General features: G+C 40.6%; 10 protein-coding genes. 1 reads left to right on the plus strand and 9 read right to left on the minus strand.

Annotated features, from left to right (window positions below; all coding sequences use genetic code 11):
* Positions 1–82 precede the first annotated feature (82 nt).
* The 5 genes from I4V44_RS03955 to I4V44_RS03975 all read right to left on the minus strand — a co-directional run bounded on the left by I4V44_RS03955 (position 83) and on the right by I4V44_RS03975 (position 8,138).
* On the minus strand, positions 83–1,576 hold the full coding sequence (locus I4V44_RS03955) for a serine hydrolase (protein ID WP_243100265.1): 1,494 nt from the start codon (positions 1,574–1,576) through the stop codon (positions 83–85).
* Positions 1,577–1,701: 125 nt separating this feature from the next.
* Positions 1,702–4,059 (minus strand): ATP-dependent DNA helicase, encoded by a 2,358-nt coding sequence (locus I4V44_RS03960; RefSeq protein ID WP_118574925.1) that lies wholly within the window; start codon positions 4,057–4,059, stop codon positions 1,702–1,704.
* A 357-nt stretch (positions 4,060–4,416) separates the two neighbouring features.
* A complete protein-coding gene (locus tag I4V44_RS03965) occupies positions 4,417–5,736 on the minus strand; it encodes an aspartate kinase (protein WP_008705535.1) in 1,320 nt (439 codons plus the stop codon).
* Between the two features lie 145 nt (positions 5,737–5,881).
* Complete coding sequence (tsaA, locus tag I4V44_RS03970) at positions 5,882–6,592, minus strand: tRNA (N6-threonylcarbamoyladenosine(37)-N6)-methyltransferase TrmO (protein ID WP_173681782.1); 711 nt, start codon at positions 6,590–6,592, stop codon at positions 5,882–5,884.
* A 157-nt stretch (positions 6,593–6,749) separates the two neighbouring features.
* Positions 6,750–8,138 (minus strand): alanine/glycine:cation symporter family protein, encoded by a 1,389-nt coding sequence (locus I4V44_RS03975; RefSeq protein ID WP_196002372.1) that lies wholly within the window; start codon positions 8,136–8,138, stop codon positions 6,750–6,752.
* A 344-nt stretch (positions 8,139–8,482) separates the two neighbouring features.
* Between I4V44_RS03975 and I4V44_RS03980 the strand changes: the two genes are divergently transcribed.
* Positions 8,483–10,435, plus strand: coding sequence for a glycoside hydrolase family 31 protein (locus I4V44_RS03980; protein ID WP_118521602.1), 1,953 nt, complete (start codon positions 8,483–8,485; stop codon positions 10,433–10,435).
* A gap of 173 nt (positions 10,436–10,608) precedes the next feature.
* Here the strand turns inward: I4V44_RS03980 and I4V44_RS03985 are convergent, their stop codons facing one another.
* The 4 genes from I4V44_RS03985 to larC all read right to left on the minus strand — a co-directional run bounded on the left by I4V44_RS03985 (position 10,609) and on the right by larC (position 16,584).
* On the minus strand, positions 10,609–12,840 hold the full coding sequence (locus I4V44_RS03985) for a DUF2298 domain-containing protein (RefSeq protein WP_196002373.1): 2,232 nt from the start codon (positions 12,838–12,840) through the stop codon (positions 10,609–10,611).
* Between the two features lie 305 nt (positions 12,841–13,145).
* The gene (locus I4V44_RS03990; RefSeq protein ID WP_182437841.1) at positions 13,146–14,153 is read right to left on the minus strand and encodes a sensor histidine kinase; all 1,008 of its coding nucleotides are present in this window, start codon (positions 14,151–14,153) and stop codon (positions 13,146–13,148) included.
* Between the two features lie 234 nt (positions 14,154–14,387).
* The gene (locus I4V44_RS03995; protein WP_055200685.1) at positions 14,388–15,110 is read right to left on the minus strand and encodes a LytR/AlgR family response regulator transcription factor; all 723 of its coding nucleotides are present in this window, start codon (positions 15,108–15,110) and stop codon (positions 14,388–14,390) included.
* 121 nt (positions 15,111–15,231) lie between these two features.
* The gene (larC, locus tag I4V44_RS04000) at positions 15,232–16,584 is read right to left on the minus strand and encodes a nickel pincer cofactor biosynthesis protein LarC (protein ID WP_144136936.1); all 1,353 of its coding nucleotides are present in this window, start codon (positions 16,582–16,584) and stop codon (positions 15,232–15,234) included.
* Position 16,585: the final 1 nt, after the last annotated feature.

The following is a 16,585-nucleotide window of genomic DNA, read 5'->3' on the forward strand; positions in this document are numbered from 1 at the left end:
AAACTTTTTTCTATAGGCATAGTTCGTTGGTATTATACATGATTTTCCTATAAAAATCAATCATTCCGCGCAGGTCTGGCGGCTACAGGTTCAAATAATTATATACAATCTTTGAAATCTTCTGTATATTCGTCACCGCCGTTTCCTCCGGACAGCCTTCTGACATAATACACAGAATGTATGTTGTCTTTTCGCCATAGACAATTGCGATATCGTGCTGATCCTGATCTGTCTCACCGGTCTTGTTGGCAGATTTTATTCCATCCGGAAGTCCCTGGGGGATTTTCCAGGTGTTTTCCTGATTTGACAGAAGATTTAACATTTCTTCTGATGCATCTTTGCTGACACATTCCCCCTTGTAGATTTTTTCAAGCAGAGTGCCGCAATCTTTTACAGAAGTCATGTTTCTGCCACCCAGACTCTCCTGTGCGGATGCTGCAGGATGGAGGGTGTGCTGCACACTTGTCTCTGTATAGCCCTCTTTTTCCAGATATTTGTTAATATCCTCCGCACCTTTTTTGAAATCAAGGGAATCTGTCTGAAGCTTCACCAGTTCATTGCAGGATTCATTGTCACTGACTGTGATCATATTCCACAGCAGGTCATTTAATTTTACATCTACAGTTTTTGTATCTGCAGTATTTAATTTCTTTGCCTCATCTGCCTTTACCTGCTCCATGTCCTCATAGGTCTTTGCCATTACAAAGGCTTTGATCAGACTTGCAGAATAAAGGGAAGTATCATTGATCAGGATTTCCTTTTCTTCATTAAGGTCTTTCACATAAACACTCCAGGTTCCCTGATATCCGGACAGCATCTTCTCAAGCTGAGGCTTCAGATTATCTATCCCAAGATCATCCATATTCACGATCTTTCCCGTATCATCCACAATAAAACCATCATCCGTCACTGTGCTTTCCTGAAGCAGGGCGCCATTTGTACCGCCAAAATAATAGCTCCCGTCAAAATTCATCTCATAACAGTCCATCTCAAGCGAATGGATGCCAGGTTCTGTTACCAGTCTGCCATTTTCATCAAAATAATAATATCCATTCAGAGTAATCCCGTCTATTGCCAGATTGTCAATATACCTTACCTGCGGTGCTGCTGACAGACGCCCCAGATTGTTCACAAAGTAATATCCGTCAAATTTCTCTGCCTCCTGGGCATTCTGTGTATCAGCTTCCTCATCTGTCTTATCCCCAAACACTGCAACACCTTTCAGATGCTCCATATGAGGACTGCAGGCTTTGAATTTCCCATCTGTATCATGATAATAATATCCGTCAAATACAGTTCCGTCTATTTCATAATTCTGAAAATAATGGATCTCCGCCTGGGTACTTCCGGCACCGTTCACATCCAGACAGTAAAATCCGTCACTCTTCATCATATATTTCCCGCTTCCATCTCCCATTGGCTGAATCTGTGCCTGCCCGGTGACAGATGCAAGGCTCTGCTGTGCAGCCATAACAGGAACCGCCAAAGCCAGTGCCATGGAAATGGCTCCGGCCAGACTTCCGGCTATGATATAACTTTTAATATAATATTTCGCTGTTTGTCTATTTTTTCTCATGCAAAACTCCTTTTACGGTTTCTTTTCACATCCCATTCACAGTAAGCAAAGTATATATTGTTTTATTCAGGATATCAAGATTTTTATCTCTTTTCCAGCAAAGACCAGGATTCCAGTATTACAACTCAGTCCTTTTCTCTGGTCCTGTTCCAGAAGCTTCCCAGCTGTTCTTCCACAGTATTTAAAGTACAGTTTCCCCTGTCAGACCATTCAGCAGGAAACAGATTCCTGTAATCTCCCCCTGCAAATCTCTCGTCCAGCAGAAGTATGATGCCTGTGTCCTCCTGAGTTCTGATCACACGCCCGGCTGACTGCAGCACCTTATTCATCCCCGGATATCTGTATGCATAATCAAATCCGTTCACACCTTTTTTATCATAATACTGTCTGAGGATTTCCCTTTCTGTTCCGATCTGAGGAAGACCGGTTCCTATAATGATCGCTCCGATCAGCTTCTCTCCCATCAAGTCAATCCCCTCTGAAAAAATCCCGCCCATTACGCAAAATCCCACCAGTGTTCCCTCTGATGCAGAAAATTCCTCCAGAAATTCCTCTTTCTCCCTCTCATTCATTCCCGATGTCTGCGAAATACAGCGAACCCATTCTGCCGAAAACTCATTCTCATACACCTCCAGAACATCCTCCATAAATTTATAAGAAGGAAAGAATACCATATAATTTCCTTTTCTTGTCCATACAGTTCTGGCAATGTAAGATGCAATCCTGTGATATTCCTCATATCCTCTTCTGGTATACCTGCTGCTCACATCCCGTCCTGTAAGAATGCACCTGTTCTCCTGCCGGAAAGGGGAGGTCACATAAATCCCATAGTCATCCTTTCTGGTGCTTAAAAGTGTACGGTAATAGTCCATGGGAAGCAGGGTCGCAGAAAAGAAAACCGCACTTTTTCCCTTTTCCAGACATCTGTGGATATTTGCTGCAGGATTTACACAGAAAAGCCGCAAAATCACCTTTCCCCTTTCTCCTATTTCTGTATAAACCACATAATTTTCATCCAGAAGTTCATCAATGTTCAGAAAATCTCTCACACAGAAGTAAAATTCCAGCAGCTGCTCCGGAAGTTCCTTTCCATGAAGCTCCTCCAGAAGCTTATCCATCTCCCCCATTACCTGAAGCATTCCCAGGGAAACTGCTCCGGGATTTGGCAGGATTTCGAATTCTGTACACTCCTTTTCCAGAGTTCGAAGCTGTCTGTTCACTTTTTCCAGTGCACGCACTAGACCTTTGCTGTAATCAACAGCCAGCTTCTTTGCCTCCAGTACATCTGCTCTGTCCACATAGGCACTATACATTTTCCTTCCTCTGTCCACCAGATTATGAGCCTCATCAATCAGAAAAATGTATTCTCCGGAAGTACCCTCCCCGAAAAATCTTTTCAGATAAACATTGGGATCAAATACATAATTATAATCACAGATCACAGCGTCCACCCAGACTGCCAGATCCAGGCACATTTCAAAGGGACACACCTGCCATTTCTTCGCATATTCCAGCAAAGTATCCCTGTCATAGCTATCCTGCGTAGTCCACAGTTCAAAAACAGCATCATTCACTCTGTCCAGATGTCCTCTCGCCCACAGACAGTTCTCAGGATTACATTCTGTTTTATCACAGAAGCACAGCTTTTCCTTCGCAGTAATGGTAATCACCTTAAATTTCAGTCCATGCGCCTTTAATATAGAGAAAGCTTCTTCAGCCACAGTCCTGGTAATGGTCTTTGCTGTAAGATAGAAAATATTTTCCCCCAGCCCTGCACCAACTGCTCTCACTGCAGGAAAGATCGTGGACATGGTCTTTCCTACTCCTGTTGGTGCCTGGACAAAAATCTGTCTTTCTGTGGATATCGTGTGATATACACCGGATACGATTTTTCGCTGTCCCTCACGATATTCAAAAGGAAACTCCAGATCACTCATGGACGCATTCCGTTCTTTTTTCCATGCAAGCTGGTATGCGATCCATTTATGATACCTGTCCAGAAGCTTCTGGTACCACAGTCCGAGTTCTTCCAGCGTATATTCCTCTCTGAAAAACTTAAGCTCCTCTGTGTCCAGATTCCCATATGTCATCTGCACTCCGATCTTCTCCGATTTTTGCTTCTGTGCGTAGATCCAGGCATAACACATTGCCTGTGCACGGTGAACCTCCACAGGCTTCTCCAACTGACTGACATCTGCATAAACACCCTTGATCTCATCGATCCAGCACTGTCCATCTTCTGTGAAGATTCCGTCAGCTCTGCCCTCTACCTGGATACCTACATCTTCATATTCTGTTTTATATTTAAGAGAAACCTCCGCTCTGTAATGGCTTCCCATCCTGCCCTGTATTTTTCTGTGCAGTCTGCTGCCCTTCTGCATTGCTTCTCTGTCAGAAGATCCTCCCCGATTGTCAAGATCCCCGCTTCTTAATATAAACTCCACCAGATTTCTGACGGAAATACGAACCACCGGCTTATCCATATGAAAACACCTCACGCAACAATAGCTATCAAATAGTTACCCAACATCGTCCGTTCATTATAGCACAGAATTCATCATCATGTAAAAACTCCTGAATTCAAGACAGAATCCTGCTTGCAGGATTCTCCGCCTACAACAGGTCGCTTCAGCGACATAATTCCGCTCCGTCGCAGTGCGATCCTGCCCGGAGGGCTTTTTTATGTTATAGGAACATTACGGAGTAATTTCCTATAATATAAAAAGCCGCCAGAAATCTCTATGCTGATTTCTGACGGTCCATTATTTTATTTATCCTATGATTGGTAAACATCATATCCACAAATTGCTCCGCTGTGAAGGAGCTCCTGCAATTCTCAATTAGATCTGGGTAATTACAAAGATATCATAAATAGCCTTTACCGCAGTCTCAAAATCTCTGTTCTCCACACCGATAATGATATTCAGCTCACTGGAACCCTGATCGATCATCTTCACATTTACATTTGCATGAGCAAGTGCTGAGAAGATTCTTCCTGCTGTACCTCTGGTGGATTTCATACCACGTCCTACAACAGCGATTAGCGCAAGATCAGATTCCATTTCTACGAAATCCGGCTGTACTGCGCGATGGATTCCTGCGATTACCTGCTGCTCTTTCTCTTCGAATTCATCCTGATGTACATATACAGTCATTGTATCGATTCCTGATGGAACATGCTCAAAACTGATTCCCTGATCTTCAAATACCTGAAGTACCTTACGTCCGAAACCAACCTCACTGTTCATCATTGATTTCTCAATATTGATAGAACAGAATCCCTTCTTACCTGCAATACCTGTGATTGTAAATTTCGGTTTCTTGCATGTACTCTCAACAATAAAAGTACCCTTGTCTTCCGGTCTGTTTGTGTTTTTGATGTTGATCGGAATTCCCTCTTTACGAACCGGGAAGATCGCATCTTCATGAAGAACGGTTGCACCCATATAAGAAAGCTCTCTGAGTTCTCTGTAGGTAATGCTCTCAATCACTTCCGGATTTTTAACAATACGTGGGTCTGTTACCAGGAAACCGGAAACATCTGTCCAGTTTTCATAAAGGTCTGCCTTAATAGCCTTTGCCACAAGAGAACCGGTTACATCAGAACCTCCTCTGGAGAAAGTTTTAACTTTTCCATCTTCACCAGCGCCATAAAATCCAGGGATAACGGCATGTTCACATTTTGCCAGCTTTTTGGACAGAAGTCTGTCTGTCTTCTCGGCATCCAGATTTCCGTTCTTATCAAAACGGATCACATCTGCTGCATCAACAAATTCATAACCCAGATATGCTGCCATCACCTTACCATTGAGAAATTCTCCTCTGGATGCTGCATAGTCTGTGCCTGCCTGTGCCTTGAAATCAGCTTCGATCTGAGCAAATTCATCTTCCAGAGAAAGATCAAGGTTCAGTCCGCGGATAATCTCATAATATCTTCCCTTGATCTCCTGCAGAATCGGGATGAAATCTTCCCCTTCAACTGCAGTATTATAACATTTATAAAGTAAATCTGTAACCTTTGTATCTCCGTCAAATCTCTTTCCGGGAGCGGACGGAACCACATAACGTCTGCTCTCATCACTTCTGATGATCTCCCCTACTTTCTGAAACTGTTCTGCATTTGCCAGAGAACTTCCTCCGAATTTAACAATTTTCTTCATTTTTCCTGCTCCTCATATGTCACTAAATATTTTCAGACCAATCTCCTATCAGTCTTTGTCACTCTACCAACATAAAGTCTGTTTAATATTGTATTGAATAAACGCCAATTTTGCAAGCCTTTCTTACAGAAATATCCGAAAATGGTTATTTTCCACAATCTGCCGAAGATTCCTGCTGTTTTTTTACAAATTCTGTCACATTATAAACACGAAGGATATCTCCATCCACCCGAAAATGAATATCCTTCTCTCCAAAAGGCATTCCGTAAGACCGTTCCGGATCATTCTGATAAGCAGGACGGGGATCATCTGCAAGAACTGCGATCAGAGCCTCTCTGCTTTCCCCGGGTATTCTTTCCAGAAGCTCCTTGGGAAATTCTACATTCAGATGATGATCTTTGGAATATTCGGTAAAACTTCCTGTTGCTTCCGGATGGCAGTCTGCATAAGGAATATATGGTTTAATATCGAAAATCGGTGTTCCATTCATCAGATCTGCACCTTCTACATAGAGTACAGGGCTGTCCGGCTCATCCAGAGCTACTTTCTCAAGCTTCACACAGGATAATCCTATGGAATTGGGACGAAAGGGAGATCTTGTGGCAAAAACTCCTTTTCTCACATTTCCCCCAAGTCTGGGCGGGCGGACAGTCGGTGACCACTTTGTCCTCTTTGCCTCCGAAAACTCCCAGATCAGCCAGATATGACTAAACTCCTCCAGGCCACGGCAGGCATCCACATTTCGATATTCCGGTTCGAATACGATTCTCGCTTTAAGCGCCCCTACACGTCCACTCTGCCTGGGAATACCGAATTTGGTTGGAAAATCATTTTCTATATGTGCGATTGGAATCATTGTGTTATTCTCCTTTTTACCTTTTTCATAAAATGATGTTAGGATCAAAAGGCATTTTGCCCCTAACTTGATATCTACGAATTGCTCCGCTACAAATCAGCTCCCGCAATTCTCATAAAATAATAGCCCGGAAAAATAACTCTCCGGACTATTGTTGTTATTTCTTCTGTGCGAAATACTCTTTTGTAAGTGTAATGGCAGTTCCTGAAAGCAGAAATACACCAATTAAGTTGGGGATTGCCATGAGACCGTTGAATGTCTCAGCAATGCTCCAGAGAAGTCCCAGATCTACAGTTGCGCCAAGGATTGCCACTAATGAATAGGCGATCATAAATGGGCGGATAACTTTTGCAGAGAATAAGAATTCAATGCAGCGAGCTCCGTAAAGTCCCCATCCGATAATCGTTGAGAACGCAAAGCAACACATGGCAACTGCCGTAAAGATGGAAACCCAGCCTCCGTATGTAGAAGTAAATCCGGAAATTGTAAGTTCTGCACCTGCCGCTGCACCGTAATTTACCGGCACGCCGCTTACAAGGATTACAAGTGCTGTCAGAGTACAGATCACGATCGTATCTGCAAATACCTCAAAGATACCAAACATACCCTGTTTTACAGGTTTGCTTGTATCTGCACAGGCATGAGCAATAGACCCTGTACCAAGTCCGGCTTCATTGGAGAAAATACCTCTGGAAACACCCTTTTTCATACTGAGGAAAAAGCTTCCGATCACACCGCCTGTCACTGCTGACGGATTAAAGGCTCCATAAACAATATCATGGAAAACTGCCGGAACTCTTCCGATATTTAAGACCACAACGCCCAATGCAAGTACAATATAAAACAATGCCATAAAGGGCACCAGCTTCTCGGAAACACTTCCAATTCGCTTGATACCACCCAGCAGTACCATACCAACCAGCAGCGTGATCACAATTCCAAGGATTAGATTCAGTCTGCCTGTGGAAGACTCTGAGATCACATTAAAATTAATAAGAGCTGTATCAATTGCTGTTGTAATAGTATTTACCTGAGTAGCATTACCTGTTCCAAATACAGTCAGTACACCGAATGCAGAATAAAGAACTGCAAGAAACCTCCAATTCTTTCCCAGACCATTCTTAATATAATACATAGGTCCGCCTACATAATCTCCATGTCTGTTTCTCTCACGGAAATGAACTGCCAGTGTAACCTCTGTAAATTTCGTACACATTCCAAGGATTGCGGAAACCCACATCCAGAATACAGCTCCCGGTCCGCCGATGGCGATAGCTCCGGCAACACCGGCGATATTTCCGGTACCTACTGTACCTGCCAATGCAGTACAGACTGCCTGGAAAGGTGTCATGGAACCGTCAGAAGCCTCTTTCTTCTTAAAAATTCTTCCCAGTGTGGTTTTAAGCGCATACGGGAATTTGCGGATCTGGACAAAACCGGTCCGCAGGCTCAGGTAAAGCCCTACGCCGATAATACAGATCATAGCCGGGACACCCCAGATAAAATTATTTACGACGTTATTGATGGATTCAATTGTCTGAAGCATGTTAAACAAACCTTTCTTTCGTGTAATAGTAACATTTTAGCACTTTTTTCACCGTATGTACAGAAAAAATTCTATTAAGATAAAGCATTAAAGCACAATAGGTTAACAGCGCAAACAGATACGATCATCCGCTCCACTGCTTGCTATACCCATATCACTACTTCACAGTTTGAACAAAAGTCAAAATAACGTATAAATTTGTCATAATTTCAGTAGCATTTCTCCACTCAGACCTCTATTATTGTAGATAGAAAATCAAGGAAAACACCTGTGTATTTTCCAACAGTACTTAAACGTTTCAGTTATTAGTTTAACATTTTTCAACCTAAGGAGGATATGACAAAATGATTCAGAAATATACTTACGGAACCCCGTTTGAAACCGATGCCATCGTAACTTCCATCCCGGCTTCTGAGGGAACTCCTGCATACGGAACTATCTCCACAGAGAACGGCTTCTCTTTTACTTATGACATGGATGACAACGATGTTGTCTATGGTCTGGGCGAATCAAACCGCGGAATCAACAAACGTGGATATGTTTATGAAAGCAACTGTTCCGACCAGCCAAACCATACAGAGGATAAAATCTCCCTCTATGGAGCACACAACTTCATCGTAATCTCCGGAAAGCAGACTTTCGGTCTCTTCGTTGATTATCCCGGAAAACTGAAGTTTGATATCGGTTACACACTCTCTTCCCAGTTAAAGATCACCTGTGAGGATGCAGACCTTTATCTGTATGTGATTGAGGGCGAAACTCCTTACGATATCGTAAAACAGTTCCGTAAAATCATCGGAAGAAGCTATATTCCGCCTAAATTCGCTTTTGGTTTCGGTCAGAGCCGCTGGGGATATACAACTGCTGACGATTTCAGAAAAGCAGCTGACGGATATCGTGAAAACAATATTCCGATCGATATGGTATACATGGATATCGATTATATGGAAGACTACAAAGATTTCACAGTCAATCAGGAAAACTTCCCTGACTTCGAAGCCTATGTCAATGAAATGAAAGAAAAAGGTATCCACCTTGTCCCGATCATCGATGCAGGTGTCAAGGTAGAAGCTGGCTATGATGTTTATGAAGAAGGCGTTGAGAAGAACTACTTCTGCAAACGTGAAGACGGAAGTGATTTCGTTTCCGCTGTATGGCCGGGCTGGACTCATTTCCCTGATGTCCTGAATGCAGATGCCAGAGCATGGTTCGGACAGAAATACGAACGTCTCATTTCAAAGGGAATCGACGGTTTCTGGAATGACATGAACGAACCTGCAATGTTCTGTACACCGGAAGGCGTTGCTGAATTAAAAGAATACATCAAAGACAACTTCATGGACAAGGAAGAAGCACCTGGATTTACACTCGGTGATAAAGTAAACGCCCTTGCAAACAATCCGGAAGATTACAAACGCTTCTATCACAATGTAAACGGTCAGAAAATCCGCCACGACAAGGTACATAACCTGTTTGGCTATAACATGACCCGTGCAGCAGGTAAAGCATTTGAAAAAATCGCACCTGGCAAACGTTTTCTGATGTTCTCCCGTTCCTCCTATGTGGGAATGCACAGATACGGTGGAATCTGGATGGGAGACAACAAATCCTGGTGGTCACACATCCTTCTGAACTTAAAGATGCTTCCATCCCTGAATATGTGCGGTTTCCTTTACACAGGTGCAGATCTGGGCGGTTTCGGTGCAGATACCACACGTGACCTGGTACTGCGCTGGCTGGCACTTGGTGTATTCACACCTCTTATGAGAAACCACTCCGCTCTGGGAACCAGAGAACAGGAAGCTTACCAGTTCGAGAATATCGAAGATTTCCGTCATGTAATCGGTGTCAGATATCGTCTTGTTCCATATCTGTACAGCGAATACATGAAAGCAGCATTAAACGATGACATGATGTTCCGTCCGCTGGCATTTGACTACACAGACGATGCATTCGCAACTCAGGTAGAAGATCAGCTTCTTCTCGGAAACGAAATCATGATCGCACCTGTTTATACACAGAATGCAAAAGGCCGCTATGTATATCTGCCAGAAGAAATGATGTTCGTAAAATTCCTGCCTGACGGAACAATTTCTCAGGAGATTCTTGAAAAAGGACATCACTATGTAGAAGTTGCCCTGAATGAAGTTCCACTGTTTATTCGCAAAGGAAAAGCAATCCCGGTTGCTGATGTTGCGCAGACAGTAAAGGATATCAATCCGGCTACGATCCGCATGATCGGATATGAGGGAGCTGAATATGACCGTTATGATGATGACGGAGTAAGTGCTCTGTAATTTAACCAAATCAATCAGATTTACCTGCCTCAATTGCAGGAATTACCAGACAGCAGTTAGAATTGAACGAGATGTCACCTCATAAAAAATAAAAAGAAACAGTCACATATATCCAATGAATATCAATATATTCTCTCGGTTATGTGGCTGTTTTCTTTGGGAAATCTGTTTTATTACAGCTTCACAATCATTGTATTTTCCTCTTTAAAAACTATTTCTCCCAATGAACTTAAAAGTGCTACATTAACCCCTTCATATTTTTGATATTCACAGCTTCCAATAAAAATATAATTCACCTCATATTTATCAAGCAGTTCCTGTACTTCTTTTTTATCTGTTGAAGTATAAATAGTTTCCACGTCTGTTCTTCTTTTGTTTTCTTCATCAAGATTATTTCGCCATAACCATTCATGAACATACCATCCCAATACCGTCGGCAATCCTGTCATAGCAGAAACCCGGTTGTCATAGTCTTTATAACTGTCGCCGCAAGCTTCAAGAACGGTTGGCTGACCTGTAATATTTTTATTCAGCCATCGTATTGCTGCCGCATCTTCAGGAATGGCATTTTCTATATAAGCAGTTGCATTGAGAGTTTGGTATTTATTTTTCAGAGGAAAACCTGTAAACCAATTTGTTGTAGCATTTACGAAATATCCACAGGTAGATATAAGAAGTATTATTGCCATTCCCCCAACGGTTATCTGCACTTTTGATAATCTTACCTTTTTCTCATATCTATTATCCAATTTAGTTTCTTGCAAAATTTTTATTCTGTCTGCCACAAAAAATACCAGAATATACGACATCATAAGCGCAAAAAGTATATATGCCTGATAAGTCAGCTTAAACATAGTATTTGCTCTTGGTGCTGTTTTTTCATAGATATCTCTTACATAAACGATTTCCGGAATCAATATTAGTCCCATTGCACAAAGAGAAAGTACAACTCCGTATAAATCAGAAACATTAATTTTGTAAAATAAATTCCTGTTTTTTTTATTTGTAAAATTCCTATTTTTTATCAGCGTAGATACGACAAATAATCCACATATAAGCAATGGAAAAGCCCATAATACACAAAACTGATAAAACGCCGTATGAATTTTCACAATTCCGATTCCCTGTACCATAACACTTTTAAACTGTAAATGGAATGGTAACGAAATCAACACCGCAGTCAGCAGAAGTTCTATCCATTGCACAACGCTCCATTTTATACCGGTTCTCATATCTGAAGGTTTCATATCTGTAAAATTAAGATATCTCTTCAAATTTCCAAAAAACAGTGTTCCACATATTACAACATAATAAATCATAAAATCCCATGTATTTGAAAACAGGAAAATTCCAAGGAACAGTCCCAGCAGAAATATCTCTTTCTGTTTCCAGCTTTTACCGGAATTTCTTTTTATCCATGCATATAAAATCCCCAATACTGCCAAAACAAAAAACACATTAATCACATGCGCATGTAAATCCCCAAGAACAAAAGAATATGAAGGAAATTCATGAATTGTCTCGTCCCCTGTCACAGGTGGATCAAATCCTATAAATCGTGTTGTGCTTGGAAACCAGTAATCTTCTCTTATCCCCAGTAATGTAAAAATTTTTCCATATATAATATAATGAAGGTTTCCACTCATGGATACAGATAAACCTGCTAAAATACCTCCAAAATCTGTTATCCATGCTCTTCCCCTTTTACCTAATTTATCCTTAAGCATCTGGCGCACAAGACTAAATGGCAATACAAACGCAAATGCAGCTATCATGGTACGCATAAGATTGTATGTAATCTCTACCTTTGTTCCTGTAAGTTTCGTAAGAAACACCGCAAAATATTGACCACCATAATAGTAGTTAAAAGCTTTGCCAGCATACCACATATCTTCTGACGGAAGTGTTGTGCTATGCATCATAGACTTCATAAAACCAAAATCCATATATTTTTCAGTTCCATGAGCTGCCGGATGAAATCCTGCCATATATGTCCATAAAAGAAATACAACAAAGAAAATCACTTCTTCCCAATAAACAAGTTCCTTATGTTTCCACGGAAAAATCTTTCTTTGTTTTCCATATATTCCATAAGCAATACTGCTCCCCCCACATAAGGTAGTAATTACGACAGAACTCAATGTGGTAAAGTGAACCACTTTTATAGAAGTCAAAATCCATACTCCATATCCGCATATCACTATTGCTATAACCTTTGAATACATCCATCCATTATCATCAAAACCTTTGAATATCTGAGCCGTTATCGGCATAAATACCAATCCAAGAATCCATAAAATTTCCCACCATATCATGAATGTAAAGAAATCGGATCCTAACAGCCAAAAAGCAACTCCTATCAATAGCCCTGCTGCCAGTAATTTAAATTTATTTACTTTTTTCATAATAATATATTTCTCCATATTTTTTATATAATTAAGCAAAAAATATACCAGTCACTTCATCATATAAGCTACAATAGCTCTATATCTTTTTTTTCATCATTTGTATTTGAATAATATCATATTTATTGCAAAATTTTCTAAAATGACGAAATTCATATATAAATTGGCGAAATTCGTTTTTCGAAAACATATTGTGGTTTTTTATAAGGTTTTCTGTCACAATATTTTCCCTCTTGACTAATTTTCTGCAAAATAAAAGACAGCGCAGTCCTCCACTACACTATCTTTTATAGATTCTACATAATTTATAAGTACAGCATTACCTTTACAATAAAAATCTGATTTGTATTCGAAACATCCATAAATCCCTGATATTTCTCTACCATCTTCCTGACATTTGCAAGACCAATGCCATGTCCTTTTTCTTCCTTCGTTGACAATAATTTATTTTTCTCTACAGCCAATTCATGTTGAAAGCTGTTTTTTATTTCCATGGAAAGCATGCCCTTTTCATAGTATATATCCACTGACATCCATTTATCTTTCGTCTGTTCTGCTGCTTCTATTGCGTTCTCTGTCAGGTTTCCCAAAATCACATTTAGATCAAATGCTGATATACACAAATCAGATGGTACCCGTACCTCATACTCTACATGATTCAACTTCTTTTTTGCCTGTCCCAGAAGATAATTCAGCAGACTGTCAAGATTCTTATTCCCACAGCTGACCAGTTCAGACTGGTTCTGCATATACTCCCCCATGTCCTGTATATATTTCCGAATTTCTTCATTATTCTGATTTCCAGCCATAAGTGCAAGTTCTCCCAGATGATTTTTCATATCATGGCGTAGAGCTTTTACTTTCTCTTCCGATTGCATCAACACATCCAACTGGTGAGAATAAATGAGCATTTGTTTTTCCATAAGAGATTGTTCTTCCAGTTTCTTATACGCACTTATCAGAACATCATATAAATAGAAAATCAATAATACAACTGCCAAAACACAACATCCAAATAACACCAGCAGGATACGATTTTTTAGTTCCTGTTCAACAATAAGCAATTCTGCCAGACAAAGTGCTGAAATAACCGCCAGTATCATCCCATGCGGAGTTTTATCTTCTCCTTTATTCTTAATCAAGATTTTTTCTGAAATAACATCGCAAATCAGCAATAATAGTACAGTTATATACGCAGCACATTCACCGACTTTCCCTGTTATTGAATAATCTGTCAGTAAATGAACAGCTACTAAATCACATCCCATATTAGTTCCATATACAAGTAGTGTCACAAATATTTTCTTTTTCAATGCTCCTTCATAACACACTGTAATCAAAAAAATCAGCACTATATTTGTTATCACACTCATACCTGGCGAACAAAATATCAAATGCACTCCTGCTGTCAAAATAAAAAACAATACATAACAGGCTCTTTCTTTTTTCTTTTCCTCAATATCTGTCCAAAAGAACAACCTCATAAAGCGATAGATTATATATGTACGCAAAAGATTCGTGCTTAATGTAGTTATCAACGCAAACATTTACTCTCTTTCCCTCCACACACGTTCCGCCAGTTGCGTTCTCACTGATTTCCTATATGGCTGACTGATTGGAATTGTATCTCCGTTTTTCATTTTCACAGATTCATAAGAACATTCTTCGATATAATCAAAATTAATCAGATACGACTGATGAATCTGAATGAAATTTCCCGGAATTTTCTTTGCTATTTCTTTCAGTTTGCCATTAAATTCTTTCTGTCCGTCTTTTAAAACCAGATGCACTTTTTTATTCTGACTGCTGAAATACAGAATATCTTTATACAGCACCTTGAAATAATATCCACTGCCAAAGTACTCGAAAATACCTTTTCTGACTTCCGAAATTTTCTGAATCCTGTTCATGACATTCCCAACTTTTATTTTGTCTAAAGGTTTGATCAGAAAATCTGTAGGCTGTACACGGAATAAATCCATCGCATAACTGCTGTTCGCTGAAATGTAAACAATTGCAGTTTCCATGTTTTCCTGTTCTTCTCTTATAAAACGTCCCACCTCAATTCCATTTGTTGTCAGTAATTCTATATCCAGAAATAACACATCAAGAATCTTCTTGTTTTCTCTCAAGAACCGGCACAGGCTTTCTCCCTGATACCAGATATCAATATTCATCTGAAGTTTATTCTCTTTTCCATAATCATAAAGCATTTTTTCCAGTTCCCCGCAGAGTCCTTCATCATCATCGCAAATGCCAATACAAAACATTTCTTTTCTCCTTTCATACTACATGCAGTATACAGCTCTTACAACTCTACTTCAAGACAAAAGTACCCTTTGATTTCGCGTGGAGTACTCTCAGGGAAACCAAAGGGTTCATATATGAAAGTTATTCTTTGTCTTTATTTGCCAAAACAATATAACGGTAAATTTCTGTAAACGGGATCTCTTTTTCTCTGCTCAACTGTGCAACGCTCTCATATTCCGGATAAAGCTGCTCTTTTCCATTCAAAGTGCATACCTTTACCTGAACTTCTCCCCATGGAGTCGAAAGGGTTCTCGTTTCTCTGGGAAGAATCGTACGTTCCATTATGCTATAACGAATTCCAATCGTAGTAGTTTCTTCAAAAATAATATTCTGGAGCGTTTCCATATCTTCTTCCTTACAGATCACATTCAGAACCCATGCAGGTCTGTTCTTTTTCATAAAAACAGGCACATAATGCACATCTCTGGCACCGGCTTTCATCAGACGTTCCATGACAAATCCCAGAACTTCTCCACTGCAGTCATCAATGTTTGTTTCCATCTTGATAATCGTATCTTTGGTTTCCTGATTTTCAGCTTTCGGATTATTTCCGATTTCCGGGTTTTTGAATTCTTCTGTCTGAGCCTTTTCTTCATCTATTTCTGCGCTCTGTGAGATAATCATTGCCCTTAGGATTCCCGGACACTCATACTGGCGTTTACCTGCACCGATTCCAATCTTCTGGATTTCAAATGTTTCCGGAAGTTTATCCTTTGTTTTCACTGCTGCCACTATCGCCGCACCTGTAGGCGTTACAAGTTCACCTTCTACCTCTGTCATTTTCAGATATAAATGATTGGCACTTACTATATTTGCAACTGCCGGAACCGGGATTGGCAGGATGCCATGCTGACAACGGACAGTTCCCCGTCCCTCACAGAGAACAGGAACGATTACCTCTGTAACATCCAGATTATCCAAGCAGACTGCCACAGACACAATATCCACAATAGAGTCCACTGCTCCCACCTCATGAAAATGCACCTGATCCACAGGCACATTGTGTGCTTTACTCTCTGCCTCTGCAAGAATTTCAAATATACGCAATGCGATCTTCTTTGCATTCTCAGTCATTGCGCTATGCTCTATAATATAGGTAATTTCTTTTATTCCACGGTGTTCGTGATGGTGATGGTCTTGCGCTGTTCCTGTGCCATGGGCGTGATTGCTCTCATGGCCTTCATGATGATGTCCATGCAGATATTCCATATCATGGTCATGATTTTCATGCTCTTTATCCAGCACAACATCAAAATCACATGCATCTATTCCGGACTTCACAACTCTGCTGATCTTTGTCTCAAATCCTGATACCTTAAGACTCTTCAGCACCCTGTCCAGCACTAAACGGTCAGCCCCCAGATCAAGAAGCGCCGCAACCGTCATATCACCACTTATCCCTGAATAACATTCCAGATATAATGTTTTTCCCATA

This window comes from Blautia sp. 1001283B150304_161114_C9 (assembly GCF_015668165.1).
Classification (GTDB): Bacteria; Bacillota; Clostridia; order Lachnospirales; family Lachnospiraceae; genus Blautia_A; species Blautia_A wexlerae.